Raw genomic sequence first — 16,923 nt, 5'->3', positions numbered from 1 at the left:
CTCCTCGTCATCCCGGCGAAAGCCGGGATGACGAGGAGAGAAGGATTTGAGGGGCGAGGAGTAGCGCCTTACCCCTCCAATTCTTCCTTCAGCGCCTCCAACTCCAGCCAGCGTTCTTCCGCCGCTGACAGTTCCCCCTGGGTATTGGACAGGTCATCGCCTGCCTTGGCAAATCCCTTGGGGTCCTTGCCGTAGAAGGCAGGGTCGGCCATCTTGGCGTTCAACTGGGCGATCTTCTTTTCCAAAGCCGCCATTTTGCCCGGCAACTCTTCCAGCTCCCGGTTTTCTTTGAAGGACAGTTTCTTCTTGGCCTTCGGTGCTGCCATGTTGGCGACCACCGGCTTGGCGGCGGTCTTGGCGGCTTCCGTCGGCTCCTCCGCCTTGCGCTGGATCAGGTAATCGCTGTAGCCGCCGGGATATTCCGAGACGTTGCCATCGCCTTCCACCGCGATGGTGCTGGTGACCAGCCGGTCCAGGAAGTCGCGGTCGTGGCTGACCAGCAAAAGCGTGCCGTCATAATCGGCCAGCACTTCCTCCAGCAGGTCCAGCGTATCCATATCCAGATCGTTGGTCGGCTCGTCCAGGACCATCAGGTTGCTGGGCTGTGCGAACAGCTTGGCCAGCAGCAACCGGTTGCGCTCGCCCCCCGACAGGGCGCGCACGGGCTGTTCCATCATGGACGGATCGAACAGGAAGTCCTTCAGATAGCTGGAAATATGGCGCGGCTTGCCGCCCACCCAGATATTGTCCCCCCCTTCGGGCAGCAGCACCTGTTTCAGCGTATCGTTGGGGTTCAACTGGGCCCGCCGCTGATCAAAGACGATGGTCTGCAGGTTGGTGCCCAGGCGGATCGTGCCGCTGTCGGGTGCGATCTCCCCCATCAGCATCTTCAGGATGGTGGACTTGCCGGCGCCGTTGGGGCCGATCAGGCCGACCTTGTCACCGCGCAGGATGCGGGTGGAGAAGTCGCGGCAGATGACGCGCTCGCCGGCGTCGCCGTGGAAGCTTTTGGAGATGTTTTCCGCTTCCACCACCAGCTTGCCGGAACTATCGCCCTCCGCCACCGCGAAATTCACCTGCCGCGATTTGATACGGTCGGTGCGTTCCTGGCGCATGTCCTGCAGGCGGCGGACGCGGCCCATATTGCGGGTACGGCGGCCGGAAATGCCGCCCTCCCACATCCATTTCAGTTCCGCCTGAATCTTGCGGTCCAGCTTGTGATAGGTGGCTTCTTCTTCCTTGAAGATCTCGTCGCGCCAGGTCTCGAACTCGCTGAAGGGCCGCTCTGTGGTGCGCAGTACGCCGCGATCCAGCCACAGGATGCGCTTGGAGAGGTTCTGCAAGAAGGCGCGGTCGTGGGAGATCAGCAGCAAGGCCCCCCGGAACTGTTGCAATTCCTTTTCCAGCCAGAGGATGGTGGGGATGTCGAGATGGTTTGTCGGCTCGTCCAGCAGCAACACGTCCGGTTCATCGACCAGGGCGCGGGCCAGGGCCGCGCGGCGTGATTCGCCGCCCGACAGGGTGGCACAGGCACGGTCGCCGGGCAGGTCGAGCGCTTCCAGAACCGCATCCACGCGGTACTGCATCGGTTCCGCCTGACCGCCGGCCACAAAATCCGCCACGGTGGGGAATTTCGAGAAATCCGGCTCCTGCGCCAGATAGGCGACGCGGGCACCGGGTTGCAGGAAGCGCTCGCCCTTGTCGATGTCGATTTCCCCCGCCAGACATTTCAGCAAGGTGGACTTGCCCGACCCGTTGCGGCCGACCAGGGCGATCTTCTCGCCCCGCGCCACCGACACGTCGATGCTTTCGAACAGGGTGGTGGACCCCAGATGGACCGAGGCGCCGGCCAGGGAGATGAGGGCGGGATTGTTGGGGGCCATGATCAGTTACCCTGACCGACCTGAAGCGACCGTACAAAGTCGGACAGGCCGACCTGACGGCGGCGCTTCAGGCGTTCGGCCTTCAGGATGGCTTCGACTGAGGCGACGGATTCGGTCACGTCATGGTTCACGACGACATAGTCATATTCCGACCAATGGCTCATCTCGTCATTGGCCTTGGACATGCGATGCGCGATGACCTCGGCGCTGTCCTGGGCGCGGTTGGTCAGGCGGCGTTCCAGTTCGGCCGCACTGGGCGGCAGAATGAAGACGCGGACCAGATCGGTGCCGGCACTGTCGGAAAGCTGCTGCGTGCCCTGCCAGTCGATATCGAACAGCACGTCGCGTCCGGCACGCATCGCCTCTTCCACCGGCCCGCGTGGGGTACCGTAGCGGTTGCCGAAGACGTTCGCGTGTTCCAGCAGTTCCTTGCGCTGCACCCGCGCCTCAAACTCCGCATGGTCCACGAAATAATAATGCACCCCCTCCTGCTCCCCCGGCCGCATGGGGCGGGTGGTCAGGGACACGGACATGGACAGGTTGTTGTCGCGCGTCAGCAATTCGCGCGAGATCGTGGACTTGCCGGCACCGGACGGGGAGGAGAGGACCAGCATCAGGCCGCGGCGATGGATCAGGGACATTTCGAGGACTGCCAAATGGGGTGGGGGTGTGATGGGAAAAAGGGCGCGTGATCGCCCGCTTACTCGATATTCTGGACCTGTTCGCGGAACTGCTCGATCACGGCCTTCAGTTCCATGCCGATACGGGTCAGTTCCACCTCAGCGGATTTGCTGCACAGCGTGTTGGCCTCGCGGTTGAATTCCTGGCACAGGAAATCCAGCCGGCGGCCCACAGCCCCGCCATCGCGCAGCATGGTGCGGGCCTGGGAGATGTGGGCGCGCAGGCGGTCCAGTTCCTCCCGCACGTCGGCCTTGCTGATCAGCAGCGCGGCTTCCTGCGCCAGCCGTTCCTCTGCCACAGGCGGTACGGCATCCAGCAGGGCCTGGATCTGACCGCGCAGCTTGGTGCGCAGGGCCTCGGGCTGAAGCGACGATGTCGCGGCGGCGGCGTCGGTCAGGCGTTCGATCTCCGCCAGATGGTCCAGCAGGACGGCGGCCAGATGCGCACCTTCGCCCGTGCGTGCCTCCACCAGCCGGTCGATGGCGGTGGCGACGGTGGCGGCCACCGCCTGCTCCAGGGCCAAACGATCTTCCTCCGTCTCGCGCGGTTCGGCGCTGTCGATGACGCCGCGCACCGACAGAAGCGTGTCGATGGCGGGCGGCGGGGCGTCCGGCCCCCCGATCTCCCGCGCCAGTTCCAGCACCTGGGCCAGCATGTCGCGGTTGATGCGCAGCGCCCCGGCCGCTTCCAGCCGCGTCAGATTGACGGCGACATTGACATTGCCGCGCGTCAGCCGCGCCTCCACCGCCGCGCGGATCGCCGGTTCCACCCCGTCCAGCCCGGCGGGCAGCCGGCAGCGCAGGTCCCGGCCCTTGCCATTGACGCTGCGCGCCTCCACCACCCATTGCGCGCGCTCGTTGGAGCCATCGGCGCGGGCGAAGCCGGTCATGGAGATGACGGCACCCTTGGGCTGGGCACCGGTCTTGCGGGCGGCGGGATTTTGCGTCACATCAGGCTCGATCATTGGGGCGGCTGAAACGCGGTTTATATCGCTCTGCCGCCCGCGCAACAAGGTTCCCACCGGTCGAGGCCCCGTCATGCGTGATCCGCGCGTCATATTCATCACGGGTGCGTCGTCGGGCATCGGGGAGGCGCTGGCCCTGTCATATGCCGGCAAGGGCATCCGCCTGCTGCTGACCGGCCGCGATGCGGGGCGGCTGGCACAGGTGGCGGAGCGTTGCCGGGAAAAGGGCGCCGATCTGGTCACCACCACCATCGACGTTACCGACCGGGCGGCGCTGGCCGCCTGGATCATGGCGCGGGACGGGGAGGTGCCCATTGATCTGGTCATCGCCAATGCCGGCATTTCGGCGGGCACCGGCGGCGGGGTGGAGACGGAGGCGCAAGCCCGCGCCATCTTCGCCACCAATCTGGACGGGGTGTTGAATACCATCCACCCGCTGATCCCCACCATGGTGGCGCGGGGGCGGGGGCAGATCGCGCTGATGTCCTCTCTGGCCAGCTTCCGCGGCATGGCCGGGGCGGCCGCCTATTGCGGGTCAAAGGCGGCGGTGCGCGTTTATGGCGAGGCGCTGCGCGGCGATCTGGCCCGGCAAGGTGTGGGGGTCAGCGTCATCTGCCCCGGATTCGTGGTCAGCCGCATGACGGCGGTGAACCGTTTCCCCATGCCCTTTTTGATGGATGCCGATCGGGCCGCCGGCATCGTCCGGCGCGGGCTGGCGGCGGGGAAGGGACGGGTGGCCTTCCCGTTCCCCACCTATGCCGTGTCCTGGCTGCTGGGTGTGCTGCCGCCCGGTCTGGTCGACATGGTCCTGGCCCGCGCACCCCGGAAGGGGTGAACCTATCCGCGTTCCCTCAGGGGCCGGCGCTCAATGCGCCAACCAACCCTTAATGAGCCAAGCGCATTATGGGTTGGTATTATTTCACCCTCGACAGGGCAAGCTGCGCCTTGGAAGACTGTACCGACAGGGCGTCCAGCGCCACGGGCAGGGTGTCGGGGCGCAGGGCCGTGGGATAGGCCTTCAGCAACAGGTCGATGGCCGCCGTCACATCGGCGGGCAGGGGCACGCCGGCCTTTGCCAGGGCCTGGGACCGCACCTTGGCGGTGATGGCGAAGCCGTACCCGTCCAGATAGGGTTCGAACTCACCATTGGCGCTGGCAGACCGGTACTGGCGTGCCGCACGTTCGATCATGCCGGCCAGCAGCTTCGCCTGCACGGCCTTGACGCTGTCGCCGCTCTTGGGCGCCGTCGTCGCCGTGGCATCCAGGGCGGCCAGCACACTCTTCACGGCCTTTTCCACCTGCGCGACCGGCGCCTCGCCCAGTGCCAGTTCGGATGCCTTGCTCATTTCCTCCTGAAACGGCTTGGCGCCCTGGGCCGTGAAGACCGGTTCCAGATCAATATAGATCTCAGAGATCGGGTGGGCGAACATCTCCCCCGCTGCCTGATGCTTGCCCGCCTTGTAGGCGGCCAGCCCGGCATGGTAGTGCGCCGCCGTCACGTCCAGGGCGGAGATATAGGCAACGGGGTCCTTGGCGGCATCCTCGGCCGACACGCCCCCTTCGCCACCCTCTCCGCCTTCACCCCCTTCACCGCCCTCGCCACCCTGGGCAACCTGCAGGGCGATGGCACCATCCTGGTGCCAAGCGGTGCCGGTATCGGCCAGCGCGGCACCACCGGCCAGAACCGAAAGGCCGACGCCGACCCAGAGACGGGGTTGAAGCTTGATCATGGACCCAGGGCTCCCATGCATGGATTATAAGGGTAAAACGGGGCGCGACCGTGCCATGATGGCCACTGAATTGCAAGTCATTCGCAATCTTAACCGTTCATCCAGCCAGTCCGGGAGCGTCCAGCCATGATCCTGCCCATCGCCAATGTTCTGACGGCCGATGAAGTGGCGTCGATGGTGGAAAGGCTTGATGGCGGGCGGTTCCAGCCGGGGGCGGCGACGGCGGGATGGCATGCGAGGCTGGTCAAGGATAATGAGCAACTGCGCTCCGACGACCCGGCCCATGCCGACCTGCGGGCCATGGTCGAGGCGGCGGTGCGTCGCCATCCCGTGGCCGCCATGGCGACGCGGCCGAAACGGTTCGGCCCCATCCTGTTCGCGCGGGCGGCCGGCGGACAGCATTATGGCAGCCATGTCGATGATGCCCTGATGGCGGGCCTGCGCACCGACGTGTCCTTCACCCTGTTCCTGGCCGATCCCGACAGTTACCAGGGCGGGGAACTGGTGATGGAAACGGCGGCGGGGGATGTGGCGTTCAAGCTGCCGGTGGGTGCCGGGCTGTTCTACCCCTCCACCACCCTGCACCGGGTGGCGCCTGTGACGTCGGGACGGCGGCTGGTGGCTGTGGGCTGGATCAGATCCTTCGTGCGCGACGCGGCGGGACGAGAGCTGCTGTTCGACCTGGATACCGCGCGGCAGGGCGTTTTTAACCGCGATGGCAAGACGGCCGAATTCGACCTTCTGTCGAAATGCCTCTCCAACCTGATCCGCAAATGGGCGGAGGACTGAACGGGGCAGGGGCAGCGGAGCGGTTGATTCAGAGTGTGCTTGCAGGGGGCCGCCAGCCACGCATGTTCCCCTATCGCCCCGGCACCGGCACCACATGCGTGTTCTTCACCTCCTCCATCACCATGTAAGTATGGGTCTGGGCGACCCCCTGGATGGAGGAGAGCTTGTCGCCCAGAAAGGCGCGGTAGGCGGCCATGTCGGCGACGCGGACCTTGATCAGGTAGTCGAAGCCGCCGGCCACCATGTGCGCCTCCTGAATCTCATCAAAGCGGCGAACGGCGTCGGCAAAAAGCTGGAAGACGTCGGGCGTGGTGCGGTCCAGTCGCACCTCGATGAAGGCGGCCAGCGACCTTTCCAGCATCTCCGGATCCAGCAGAGCCACATATTGGCGGATATAGCCATCCCGCTCCAACCGTCGGACCCGTTCCAGGCAGGGCGTGGGGGACAGGTTGACCCGCCGGGCCAGTTCCACGTTCGAGATGCGCCCATCCTCCTGCAGGATGCGCAGGATGTTCTGATCGATGCGGTCCAGCTTCGCGGCGCTGCTTTCGGCGGGCATTATATCATCCGGTCAAATGGCAATCTTGCCAGATGATATCCTGTCGAAACCCTTTCTTTGGAGAAAAATCGCCCAGGATTTTTGCCATACTCCGAGCAATTCAACGCCACATAAATTTTCGGAGTTACGACGATGTCGGGCACCGTCCTGAACGAGTTGCGCACGGCCAAGCATGCCGATGAGGTCACTGTCGTCACTGGTCTGCTGCGCAGCCACGGGCTGAGCATCTCGGAGCGGACGGGCATCCATGACCGGGCCGTGGCGATTGTCGAGGCGGCACGGCTGCGTCGGCGCGAACTGGGTCCGCTGGACAATTTCCTGCAGGAATTCGGCCTGTCGAACAATGAGGGCATCGCCCTGATGTGTATCGCCGAATGCCTGCTGCGCATCGCCGATCCGGAGACGGCGGACCGCCTGATCGCGGAAAAGATCGCACAAGGCCAGTGGGATGCGCATCTGGGCCGCAGCGACAGCGCCTTTGTGAATGCCGCTGCCTGGGGCCTGATGCTGACGGGCAAGATCACCGATCTGGAACGCGGCGGCGAACGCGATGCCGGCAATTTCCTGAAACGCATGGTGGCGCGGTCCGGCGAAAGCGTGATCCGCACCGCCATGGGCCAGGCCATGCGTGTCATGGGCGGGCATTTCGTGCTGGGCCGTACCATCAAGGAAGCCATGGCAGAGGCGCGCAAGGCCCGGCCCCTGGGCACCGTCCATTCCTATGACATGCTGGGCGAAGGGGCGCGCACCTGGGAACAGGCCACGCGTTATCTGGATGCCTATGTGAAGGCCATCGACGCCGTGGGGGCAGAGGCCGCCGGCCGTGGCCCGGTGGCGGCGCCCGGCGTGTCGATCAAGCTGTCGGCCCTGCACCCGCGCTATGTCCAGGCGCAGCATGAAGACGTCATGGCCCGTCTGGTGCCCGCCGTGAAGGGGCTGGCGCTGCAGGCCAAGCGCTGGGACATCAACCTGACCATCGATGCCGAGGAGGCCGACCGGCTGGAACTGTCACAGGATATCCTGTCGGCGCTGGCCCATGATCCCGATCTGGCCGGGTGGAACGGGCTGGGTCTGGCCATCCAGGCCTATTCCAAGCGCACGCATCTGCTGGTCGACTGGCTGGTCGATCTGGCGCGGGCCGCCGGTCGCCGCCTGATGGTGCGGCTGGTCAAGGGGGCCTATTGGGACACCGAGATCAAGATGTCCCAGATCGCCAGCCACCCCGATTATCCGGTGTTCACGCGCAAGGCGGCCACGGACCTGTCCTATCTGGTCTGTGCGCGCAAGATGCTGGCCGCCAGGGACGCCATCTATCCGCAGTTCGCGACCCACAATGCCTATACCATCGCCGCCATCCTGCATCTGGCCGGCGACAACCGTGACCTGGAATTCCAGCGCCTGCATGGCATGGGCGAACTGCTGTACACCGCAGCGCGCGAGGTCCTGCCCAGTTTCCCGCGTGTGCGTATTTATGCGCCGGTGGGTACCCATGAGGACCTGCTGCCCTATCTTGTGCGCCGTCTGCTGGAAAACGGTGCGAACAGCAATTTCGTCAACGCTTATATGGACCCGGACGTGCCCGTCAGTGACGTGGTTGCCGACCCGGCCGCATTCCTGGAGAAAGAAGGCATGCTGCGTCATCCGCGCATCCCCACCCCCGCCGACATCTATGGTTCGGAACGCGCCAATTCCAAGGGCTTCGACCTGACGGCCCCGGAGAAGGTGGTGGAACTGACCGGTCAGATGCAGGCGGCCCTGGCCCGCAACTGGACATCCTGCCCCATCGTGGGCGGGGTGCAGTTGGACGGCGTGACCCAGCCCGTGACCGACCCGGCCAATCGGGCCCGCATTGTGGGCACGGTTGTGCTGGCCGGCAAGGATGCGGTGGAACGCGCCCTGTCCCTGTCGGTTGTTGCCCAGAAGGCCTGGGATCGCGAGGGGGCCGACCATCGCGCCGCCTGCCTGGACCGCGCCGCCGACCTGATGGAGGCCGACACCCCCGCCCTGATGGCGCTGCTGGTGCGGGAGGCGGGCAAGACCCTGCCCGACGCCGTGGCCGAACTGCGCGAAGCCGTGGATTTCTGCCGCTACTACGCGGCCCAGGCCCGCGCCGGCCTGAAGCCCGTGCTGCTGCCGGGCCCGACGGGGGAGCGCAACGAGTTGCACCTGACCGGGCGCGGCACCTTCGCCTGTATCAGCCCCTGGAATTTCCCCCTGGCCATCTTCACGGGTCAGGTGGTGGCGGCCCTGGTGACCGGCAATGCCGTCATCGCCAAGCCGGCCGAACAGACCCCGCTGATCGCGGCGGAGGCCGTGCGCATGCTGCATAAGGCCGGGGTGCCGGGCGATGTGCTGCATCTGCTGCCCGGTGATGGCGGGACGGTGGGGGCCGCCCTGGTCGCCGATCCGCGCATCGCGGGCGTCTGCTTCACCGGTTCCACCGAAACCGCCCGCCTGATCAACCGCAGCCTGGCCGACCGCGACGGCGCCATCGTCCCCCTGATCGCCGAGACGGGTGGCCAGAACTGCATGATCGTGGACTCAACCGCCCTGCTGGAGCAGGTGGTGGATGATTGCGTCACGTCAGCCTTCCAGTCGGCGGGGCAGCGCTGCTCCGCCATGCGGGTCCTGTTCGCGCAGGAGGAGATTGCCGACAAGCTGGCCGAGATGCTGGCCGGCGCCATGGACCTGATCCGCCTGGGCGACCCGATCGATGTGGCGACCGATGTCGGTCCCGTCATCGACGATGCCGCCCGCGACATCCTGGTCGCCCATGCGCAGCGGATGGATGGGGAGGCCCGTCTGGTCAAGGCCGTGACGGTGCCCGATGCGGTGCAGAACGGCACCTTCTTCGGCCCGCGCCTGTACGAGATCGGCAGCCTGTCGCAGTTGAAGCGGGAAGTGTTCGGCCCGATCCTGCATATCGTGCGTTTCAAGGCATCGGACCTGGACAAGGTGGCGGCAGAGATTGCGGCCACCGGTTACGGCCTGACCTTCGGTGTGCATAGCCGCCTGGAAGGCCGCGCCCAGAACCTGTTCAAGACGCTGCCGGTGGGCAACACCTATATCAACCGCAACATGGTGGGTGCGGTTGTCGGTGTGCAGCCCTTTGGTGGCCAGGGCCTTTCGGGTACCGGCCCGAAGGCGGGCGGCCCGCACTATCTGCACCGCTTCGTCACCGAAAAGACGCTGACCGTCAACACCACGGCGTTCGGTGGCAATGCATCGCTCCTGGAACTGGGGGCGTAACGGGGTTGGGCCGGGGGGCATGCCCCGCACCCCGGTCCGACGGCAGGAAACAATCAAGCTGTTTCCTGTCAGAATAATAATACAACTTTAAACAGCAATCCATCCTACCGCGCCGTTGGACGGTGGTCTCCCATGCGGGGGACCACCGTCCAACGGCTTCATTTTTCTGTGAAAAAGGGCTATAGGCGAAGGGTCGACATGTGCCGGGCCGTCGCTTCCGCCCCGGCCTTCCGCGTCCCCTTGGATGGAGTCCGGTTCCGGATGACCGAGATCGCCGATGCCCCGCTGGTTCTGATCGTCGAGGATGAGCCGGCGACCCGTGCACTGCTGGCCGGATATTTCCATGAGGCCGGTTTCCTGGTGGCTGAAGCCGAAAACGGCAAGCAGACGCGCGAGGTGATGCAGCGTCAGCCGCCCGACCTTGTGCTGCTGGATATCGAACTGCCGGATGAGGACGGGTTCACCCTGGCCAAGAGCATCCGTGAGATCTCGAATGTCGGCATCATCATCGTTACCCAGCGGGCCAATGATGGCGACCGCGTCTTCGGGCTGGAGACGGGTGGCGACGATTATGTGACCAAGCCGCCCAATCCGCGCGAATTGTTGGCCCGCGCCCGCAACCTGCTGCGCCGGACCCATCCCAGCAAGATGTACAAGGCGGAAGGCGCCGTGCGCTATTTCGCCGGCTGGACCATGGATCTGGCCCGCCGCCGCCTGGTCGACCCGGCCGGGATTGAGGTGCGGGTGACGCGTGGGGAGTTTGAGTTGCTGGGCCTGCTGGTCCGTTCCGGCGGGCGGGTGGTGACGCGTGACCAGTTGATCGACGCGGTCAGCGGCACCGACCGCAACCCCAACGACCGCACCATCGACGTGCTGGTCAGCCGCCTGCGCCGCAAGATGCAGGACAGCGGCTCGCTCGACGTGATCGTGACCGAGAAGGGGCTGGGCTACCGGCTGGCGGCGGAGATCACGGACCAGCCGTGAGGGGGCCTTCGTGGCACTCCCTCACCCTCCAAAGTCTTTCGGCTTGGGGTGTTGTTTCTACCCTCACCCTCCCAAACGCTGGGGCGTTTGGGCCCCCCCCTCTCCCACTTTGTGGGCGAGGGGGGGAATTTGGTAGTGTTGCACGCGATGTTGCCCCTCTACCGCTTGCGGGAGAGGGAGGGGCCCGCGCCGTAGGCGTGGGAGGGTGAGGGTGGCGCCGTTCCCGCCGCGCCGGCGGTGGGAGGGTGAGGGTGTTAACCGTTACCCGCCCCCCAGTACCACCCGCGGGCTGACATTGATGCGGCGCAGGGGCGTGCCGCCCGGCGTTTCCACCTCGGCCAGCACCACCTCATAGCCCCAGAGGTCGGCCAGATGCTGCATCACGGACCGGGCTTCATCTTCCTCCAGCAGGATCTGGTTCATCACGTGATGTTCCAGGATCAGCTTGCGGTCGCCCACCAGATCGACATCCACGATCTGGATATCGGCCTCGGCCCAGGCGATGTCATATTGGCGGGCCAGGGCCTGACGCACCGCGCGATAGCCGCGTTCATCATGGATGGCCGCCACCTTCATTTCCGGGTCCCGCGCATCATCGGCCACATGGAACAGCCGGAACTTGCGGATCAGGGCCGGTGAAAGATATTGCAGGATGAAGCTTTCATCGCGGAAATTGGCCCAGGCGTTGCGCAGCGCGCCCATGGCGTCGCCCCGGCCTGCCAGATCGGGGAACCAGTAGCGGTCTTCCTGAGTGGGCTGCGTCGCGATGCGCTCGATATCCTGCATCATGGCGAAACCCAGGGCGTAAGGGTTGATGCCGCCATAGCGCCGGTCGTCGAATTCCGGCTGGAACACCACATTGGTGTGGCTGTGCATCGCCTCCATCCAGGCGCCATCGGTCAACGCCCCCCGCTCATGCAGGGTGGACAGGATGCGGTAATGGCAATAGGTGGCGCAGCCCTCGTTCATCACCTTGGTCTGGCGCTGCGGATAGAAATATTGCGCAACATGCCGGACGATGCGCAGGATCTCCCGCTGCCATCCCTGCAGGCGCGGCGCCTTCTTTTCCAGGAAATAGAGGATGTTCTCCTCCGGCAGTTCCAGCAGCGACCGGCGCCGGTCGCGGTCGGACAGGGCGCTGGGGCCGCCGGCCTTGGTGGGCACGGTGCGCCACAGGTCGTTGAAGGTCGCCTCCGCATGCTCCAGCCGTTCCCGCGCCCGCTTCTCCTCGTTCCGCAGGTCCGGGCCGCGACGGCGGGGATAACGGTGGACGCCATGGTTCATCAGGGCATGGGCGGCGTCCAGGACGCGTTCGACCATGGCGTGACCGTACCGTTCCTCGCAATGGTTGATATAGGCCTTGGCGAAGGACAGGTAGTCCAGGATGCCGTCGGCATCGGTCCATTGCTGGAACAGGTAGTTGTTCTTGAAGAAATGATTATGGCCGAAGGCGGCATGGGCGATCACCAGCGTCTGCATCGTCATGGTGTTTTCTTCCATGATGTAGCTGATGCAGGGGTTGGAATTGATCACGATCTCATAGGCCAGACCCCGCTGGCCCTTGCGGTATAGGGCCTCGTCCCGCGCGAAATGCTTGCCGAAGGACCAGTGCTTGTAGAATAGCGGCATGCCGATGCTGGAATAGGCGTCCAGCATCTGTTCGGATGTGATCACCTCGATCTGATTGGTGTAGCAATCCAGCCCCATCTCGCCCAACGCCACCTTCTCGATGGCGTCATAGACGCGGCGGACCTTGTCATAGTCCCAGTCGGCCCCGGTATAGAGCGGGGCGCTCTCAAAGGCGGTCAGGGTCATGCACTCACCTCCGCCGGTTGCCCGGCCTTGTCCCTGGCGAACAGTTCACGGAAAACGGGATAGATCTCCTTGCGTTCCGTGACCCGCCGCATGGCCAGCGCGCCGCCGGCCCGGATTTGTTTATAGGTGCGCCAAAGGTCGGTTTCGCGCGGGCCGCCGCCATAGGGCAGGCCCGGCATCATCCCTTCCTGCCCTACCTCCAGATAGGCGTAATACTGGCAGTCGGGCAGGATCACATCGGTCATCAACTGCGCCGTCTTGGTATTGTCCGACAGGGCATTGTCGCCGTCGCTGGCCTGGGCGGCATAGATGTTCCATTCGGCCGGCGGATAGCGTTCCTTGATCACCCGCGCCATCTCCTCCAGTGCCGTCGACACGACGGTGCCGCCGGTTTCCGGGCTGTAGAAGAAGGTCTCTTCATCCACCTCCGCCGCGCGGTGGGTATGGCGGATGAAGACCACGTCCACATGCTTGTACCGCCGCGACAGGAACAGGTAGAGCAGCATGTAGAAGCGTTTGGCCAGATCCTTCATATGCTCCGTCATGCTGCCCGACACGTCCATCAGGCAGAACATCACGGCCTGTGCCGACGGCCGTGGCGTGGCCGCGAAGCGGTTGTAGCGGACATCGACCGGGTCGATATAGGGGATGCGCTGGGTGCGTTTCAGCGCCTCGGCCAGTTCCAGGCGCGCCTGTTCCAGCCGCTCCCGGTCGGACCCTGTCCGTTCCAGATCATCGATCTCCTGCCGCAGGGCCTTGATCTCATCGCCTGTGGGGCGGTGCAAGGCGATGCGGCGGGCCAGGCTGTTGCGCATGGTGCGCACCAGATTGAGGTTGGCGGGTGATCCCGCGACCGAATAGCCGGCACGGTGCCAGTCCATGGCATCGGTGACCGCCAGCTTGCGCTTGGCCAGATCCGGCAGTTCCAGATCTTCCAGGAACAGGTCGATGAATTCCTCCCGGCTCAGCACGAAACGGAATTCGTCCTGGCCGTCGCCATCATCCGATCCCTGGTTGCCGCCGCCACCGCCGCCACCCGAGGGTGGGCGCTTGATCTTGTCCCCGGACAGGAACTCCTTGTTGCCGGGCACGACGTAGTCACGCTGACCACCCGTGGCGGAACGGCGAAGGGTGGGTTCGCGGATACCGTCGGGGGAGATGGCGATATCGCCCCCCATATCGATGTCACGGATGCCGCGCTTGGCCGAAGCGTCGCGCACGGCCCGCATCACCTGTTCCTTGGCACGCCGCAGGAACCGCTGGCGGTTGGCCAGACTTTTACCCGAAGGATTGAGACGTCGGTCGACAATGGTGAACAAGGTTGCACCGTCCTTTCGATGGGGGCCGAACCCGTCGCCCCCCTCCCACCGTGGCGGGAGAGGGGCATCTCATCACCCCGCCTGTTTCACCCGCATGTACCATTCGACCAGACGGCGCACCTGACGTTCGGTGTAGCCGCGGGCCATCATGCGATTGACGAACTCGCTGTGCTTTTTCTCCGTCTCGCTGTCCTTCTTGCTGCCAAAGCTGATGACGGGCAGCAGTTCTTCGACTTGACTGAACATCCGCTTCTCGATGACGTCGCGCAGCTTTTCATAGCTGGTCCAGGACGGGTTGCGCCCGCCATTGGACGCCCGCATGCGCAGGGCGAATTTCACCACCTCGTTGCGGAAATCCTTGGGATTGGCGATGCCCGCCGGCTTTTCGATCTTGGTCAGTTCCTGGTTCAGCAGGTCGCGGTTCAGAAGCTGGCCCGTATCGGGGTCCTTGAAATCCTGATCCTCGATCCAGGCGTCGGCATAGTCGACATAGCGGTCGAACAGGTTCTGACCGTAATCATGGTAACTCTCCAGATAAGCCTTCTGGATCTCGTTGCCGATGAACTCCGCATAGCGCGGCGCCAACTCACCCTTGATGAACTCCATGTACTTTTTCTCCACCTCGTCGGGGAACTGCTCCCGCTTGATGGATTGTTCCAGGATATACATCAGGTGGACGGGATCGGCCCCGACCTCGGTATTGTCATAGTTGAAGGTGCTGGCCAGGACCTTGAAGGCGAAGCGGGTGGAGATGCCGTTCATCCCCTCATCCACGCCGGCCGCGTCCTTGTATTCCTGCATGGTCTTGGCCTTGGGGTCCGTCTCCTTCAGGCTTTCCCCGTCATAGACCCGCATCTTGCTGAACAGGTTGGAATTGCCATGGTCGCGCAGGCGGGACAGCACCGTAAACCGCGCCAGCATTTCCAGGGTGGCCGGCGCACAAGGGGCACCGGACAGTTCGGAGGTCTTGATCAGCTTCTCATAGATGCGCTGTTCCTCCATTACGCGCAGGCAATAGGGCACCTTCACCACGCAGATACGGTCGATGAACGCCTCGTTGTTTTTGTTGTTCTTGAAGCTCTGCCACTCCGCCTCGTTGCTGTGCGCCATGATCACGCCCTGAAAGGGCAGGGCGCCGATATTCTCCGTGCCGATATAATTGCCCTCCTGCGTGGCGGTCAGCAGGGGGTGCAGCATCTTGATCGGCGCCTTGAACATCTCCACAAATTCCAGCATGCCCTGGTTCGCGCGGTTCAGGCCGCCGGAATAGCTGTAGGCGTCGGGATCGTTCTGGCTGTAAAGCTCCAGCTTGCGGATATCGACCTTGCCGACCAGAGAGGAGATGTCCTGGTTGTTCTCATCCCCCGGTTCCGTCTTCGAAATGCCGATCTGGCGCAGGCGCGACGGGCGCAGCTTCACCACCTTGAACCGGCGGATGTCGCCGTCAAACTCATCCAGCCGCTTCAACGCCCAGGGGCTCATCAGGCCCGTCAGGCGGCGGCGGGGAATGCCGAATTTTTCCTCCATGCTGGCGCCCATGGTGGCGGGGTCGAACAGGCCCAGCGGGCTTTCGAAGACCGGGCTGATCTGGTCACCGGCCTTCAGCGCATAGATGGGCCTGTCCTCCATCAGCGCCTTCAGCCGTTCGGCCAGCGAGGATTTGCCGCCGCCGACGGGACCCAGCAGGTACAGGACCTGTTTGCGTTCTTCCAGCCCCTGGGCGGCATGGCGGAAGAAGCCGACGATCCGCTCAATGGTCTCCTCCATGCCGAAGAACTCGGCAAAGGCGGGATAGACCTTGATGGTGCGGTTCATGAAGATGCGGGCAAGCCGCGCATCCTTGGCGGTGTCGATCACCTCCGGCTCGCCGATGGCAGCCAGCAGCCGCTCGGCGGCACTGGCATACATCAGCGGATCCTCGCGGCACCCTTCCAGATACTCCATCAGCGACATCTCAACGTCGCGGCGGCTTTCATACGAACTGGCATAGCTGGCGAAAAGGTCTGTGACCAGACTGCTCATCGGCACTCTCCTTCCTGGCGGCCTGTTGGCGGACGAATGGGCGGGCATGGACAGGCCAAGCGCGCCACCGCCAAACCGGCGGGGGGCAGTGGAATACGGTGGCGGTCGATCCTTGCGGTCTCTTCCTGGGCCTCCCGGCCCGATGCCCGTCGCGGCGGCGCCACGGCCAGCCGGCGGGTCGTTCTTATCGTCACCAACAGGATGGCGTCGGGGGGCAGGGGCGCCGGCCGCACGGGGCCACCCGGTCGAAGCGACCGGCCTGTCCCGTCCACGCTGGCTTTCCCGTCACCCATCACCGCCTCTCCCAATTCCGGGGGTCAATCGGCAATCAAGCTGCTGGTACCAAACGACTGATCAATCCTAACGAAACCGAACCGACGCTAAGCATCATCTTCCCCGATTGGGGCAGGCCGATGGCATAGGGATGTATGCCGAAGCACCTGCCCGTCCGGGCGACCGGGCGGCGTTCGGCGCCTGCCCGTTGCGGGGACCTCATCCCCGATACTCCCCGCCCATCCAGCAGCGGGTCCGTTCAAACAGCATGACCTGAAAGCGGGGCGATGGTCAAAGCATACGGGTGACGCCTTACGGATAGATAAAAAAAACCAAGGATTTCCGCCACCACTCTGGATGATATGGCGCATGGGGAGGGCAGCGGAAAGCCCCCCGCGCCTGTGGAAATGCCGCGACGCGGAAAATTCCACCGCCGACGCGGCCCTTTCCGGCCAAATCGAATCGGCTATGCCGTCGGGTGTACCCCTGGTGTCCCGGACGGTTCGCCCCATATTTCCGCCTGTGCTCGCGTCCAGGCTGCGCGATCGGGAACAGCATCGTAACGCGGTTGTTTCATTGCTGGCCGTGCGGGGGCCTTCCCGGCTAATCTGGGAAGGTTCGGTATCAATCGGAACGGATCATGCGGATCATTCTG

The 16,923-nt window shown here is 64.5% G+C and carries 12 protein-coding genes; 4 read left to right on the top strand and 8 right to left on the bottom strand.

Features of this window, described 5'->3' with window-relative positions:
- Positions 1–68: 68 nt before the first annotated feature.
- The 3 genes from KBA48_RS21290 to KBA48_RS21280 are packed head-to-tail and all read right to left on the bottom strand — an operon-like array spanning position 69 to position 3,528.
- The gene (locus KBA48_RS21290; RefSeq protein ID WP_292910131.1) at positions 69–1,883 is read right to left on the bottom strand and encodes an ATP-binding cassette domain-containing protein; all 1,815 of its coding nucleotides are present in this window, start codon (positions 1,881–1,883) and stop codon (positions 69–71) included.
- Positions 1,884–1,885: 2 nt separating this feature from the next.
- Entirely contained in the window at positions 1,886–2,524 is a 639-nt protein-coding gene (gmk, locus tag KBA48_RS21285; RefSeq protein WP_292910129.1) for a guanylate kinase, read from the bottom strand.
- 59 nt (positions 2,525–2,583) lie between these two features.
- Positions 2,584–3,528 (bottom strand): YicC/YloC family endoribonuclease, encoded by a 945-nt coding sequence (locus KBA48_RS21280; RefSeq protein WP_367273859.1) that lies wholly within the window; start codon positions 3,526–3,528, stop codon positions 2,584–2,586.
- Positions 3,529–3,601: 73 nt separating this feature from the next.
- On the opposite strand from KBA48_RS21280, the gene KBA48_RS21275 reads away from it, so the two are divergent.
- Positions 3,602–4,363 carry an SDR family oxidoreductase gene (locus KBA48_RS21275; protein WP_292910128.1) on the top strand — a complete coding sequence of 254 codons (762 nt, stop codon included), beginning with the start codon at positions 3,602–3,604 and terminating at the stop codon, positions 4,361–4,363.
- Between the two features lie 79 nt (positions 4,364–4,442).
- On the opposite strand, the gene KBA48_RS21270 is transcribed toward KBA48_RS21275, so the two are convergent.
- On the bottom strand, positions 4,443–5,258 hold the full coding sequence (locus KBA48_RS21270; protein WP_292910126.1) for a hypothetical protein: 816 nt from the start codon (positions 5,256–5,258) through the stop codon (positions 4,443–4,445).
- Between the two features lie 126 nt (positions 5,259–5,384).
- On the opposite strand from KBA48_RS21270, the gene KBA48_RS21265 reads away from it, so the two are divergent.
- Complete coding sequence (locus KBA48_RS21265) at positions 5,385–6,047, top strand: Fe2+-dependent dioxygenase (protein WP_292910124.1); 663 nt, start codon at positions 5,385–5,387, stop codon at positions 6,045–6,047.
- 70 nt (positions 6,048–6,117) lie between these two features.
- On the opposite strand, the gene KBA48_RS21260 is transcribed toward KBA48_RS21265, so the two are convergent.
- Positions 6,118–6,606: an Lrp/AsnC ligand binding domain-containing protein gene (locus tag KBA48_RS21260; RefSeq protein ID WP_292910122.1), complete on the bottom strand. Its 489-nt coding sequence runs from the start codon at positions 6,604–6,606 to the stop codon at positions 6,118–6,120.
- A gap of 132 nt (positions 6,607–6,738) precedes the next feature.
- Here KBA48_RS21260 and putA point away from each other — a divergent pair, with 132 nt between their 5' ends.
- Together putA and KBA48_RS21250 are read left to right on the top strand one after the other, a co-directional pair.
- On the top strand, positions 6,739–9,855 hold the full coding sequence (putA, locus tag KBA48_RS21255) for a bifunctional proline dehydrogenase/L-glutamate gamma-semialdehyde dehydrogenase PutA (RefSeq protein WP_292910120.1): 3,117 nt from the start codon (positions 6,739–6,741) through the stop codon (positions 9,853–9,855).
- A 261-nt stretch (positions 9,856–10,116) separates the two neighbouring features.
- On the top strand, positions 10,117–10,839 hold the full coding sequence (locus KBA48_RS21250; RefSeq protein WP_292910118.1) for a response regulator transcription factor: 723 nt from the start codon (positions 10,117–10,119) through the stop codon (positions 10,837–10,839).
- A gap of 261 nt (positions 10,840–11,100) precedes the next feature.
- On the opposite strand, the gene KBA48_RS21245 is transcribed toward KBA48_RS21250, so the two are convergent.
- From KBA48_RS21245 to KBA48_RS21235, 3 genes are all read right to left on the bottom strand, one after another.
- The gene (locus tag KBA48_RS21245; RefSeq protein WP_292910116.1) at positions 11,101–12,654 is read right to left on the bottom strand and encodes a SpoVR family protein; all 1,554 of its coding nucleotides are present in this window, start codon (positions 12,652–12,654) and stop codon (positions 11,101–11,103) included.
- On the bottom strand, positions 12,651–13,973 hold the full coding sequence (locus KBA48_RS21240; RefSeq protein WP_292910114.1) for a YeaH/YhbH family protein: 1,323 nt from the start codon (positions 13,971–13,973) through the stop codon (positions 12,651–12,653). The genes KBA48_RS21245 and KBA48_RS21240 overlap by 4 nt, the downstream gene beginning before the upstream one ends.
- Positions 13,974–14,045: 72 nt before the next feature.
- Positions 14,046–15,995, bottom strand: coding sequence for a PrkA family serine protein kinase (locus KBA48_RS21235; RefSeq protein ID WP_292910112.1), 1,950 nt, complete (start codon positions 15,993–15,995; stop codon positions 14,046–14,048).
- Between the last annotated feature and the right edge of the window lie 928 nt (positions 15,996–16,923).

Origin of the sequence: Niveispirillum sp., assembly GCF_017996735.1 — a bacterium.
Classification (GTDB): domain Bacteria; phylum Pseudomonadota; class Alphaproteobacteria; order Azospirillales; family Azospirillaceae; genus Niveispirillum.
Note: the sequence above shows the minus strand (reverse complement) of the source record. Positions and strands in the feature narration are given on the sequence as shown.

Coding starts and splice junctions, on each gene's coding strand:
- KBA48_RS21235 (WP_292910112.1), bottom strand. CDS start 15,995: ATGAGCAGTCTGGTCACAGACCTTTTCGCCAGCTATGCCAGTTCGTAT.
- KBA48_RS21260 (WP_292910122.1), bottom strand. CDS start 6,606: ATGCCCGCCGAAAGCAGCGCCGCGAAGCTGGACCGCATCGATCAGAAC.
- KBA48_RS21290 (WP_292910131.1), bottom strand. CDS start 1,883: ATGGCCCCCAACAATCCCGCCCTCATCTCCCTGGCCGGCGCCTCGGTC.
- gmk (WP_292910129.1), bottom strand. CDS start 2,524: ATGTCCCTGATCCATCGCCGCGGCCTGATGCTGGTCCTCTCCTCCCCG.
- KBA48_RS21275 (WP_292910128.1), top strand. CDS start 3,602: ATGCGTGATCCGCGCGTCATATTCATCACGGGTGCGTCGTCGGGCATC.
- KBA48_RS21250 (WP_292910118.1), top strand. CDS start 10,117: ATGACCGAGATCGCCGATGCCCCGCTGGTTCTGATCGTCGAGGATGAG.
- putA (WP_292910120.1), top strand. CDS start 6,739: ATGTCGGGCACCGTCCTGAACGAGTTGCGCACGGCCAAGCATGCCGAT.
- KBA48_RS21270 (WP_292910126.1), bottom strand. CDS start 5,258: ATGATCAAGCTTCAACCCCGTCTCTGGGTCGGCGTCGGCCTTTCGGTT.
- KBA48_RS21265 (WP_292910124.1), top strand. CDS start 5,385: ATGATCCTGCCCATCGCCAATGTTCTGACGGCCGATGAAGTGGCGTCG.
- KBA48_RS21245 (WP_292910116.1), bottom strand. CDS start 12,654: ATGACCCTGACCGCCTTTGAGAGCGCCCCGCTCTATACCGGGGCCGAC.
- KBA48_RS21280 (WP_367273859.1), bottom strand. CDS start 3,528: ATGATCGAGCCTGATGTGACGCAAAATCCCGCCGCCCGCAAGACCGGT.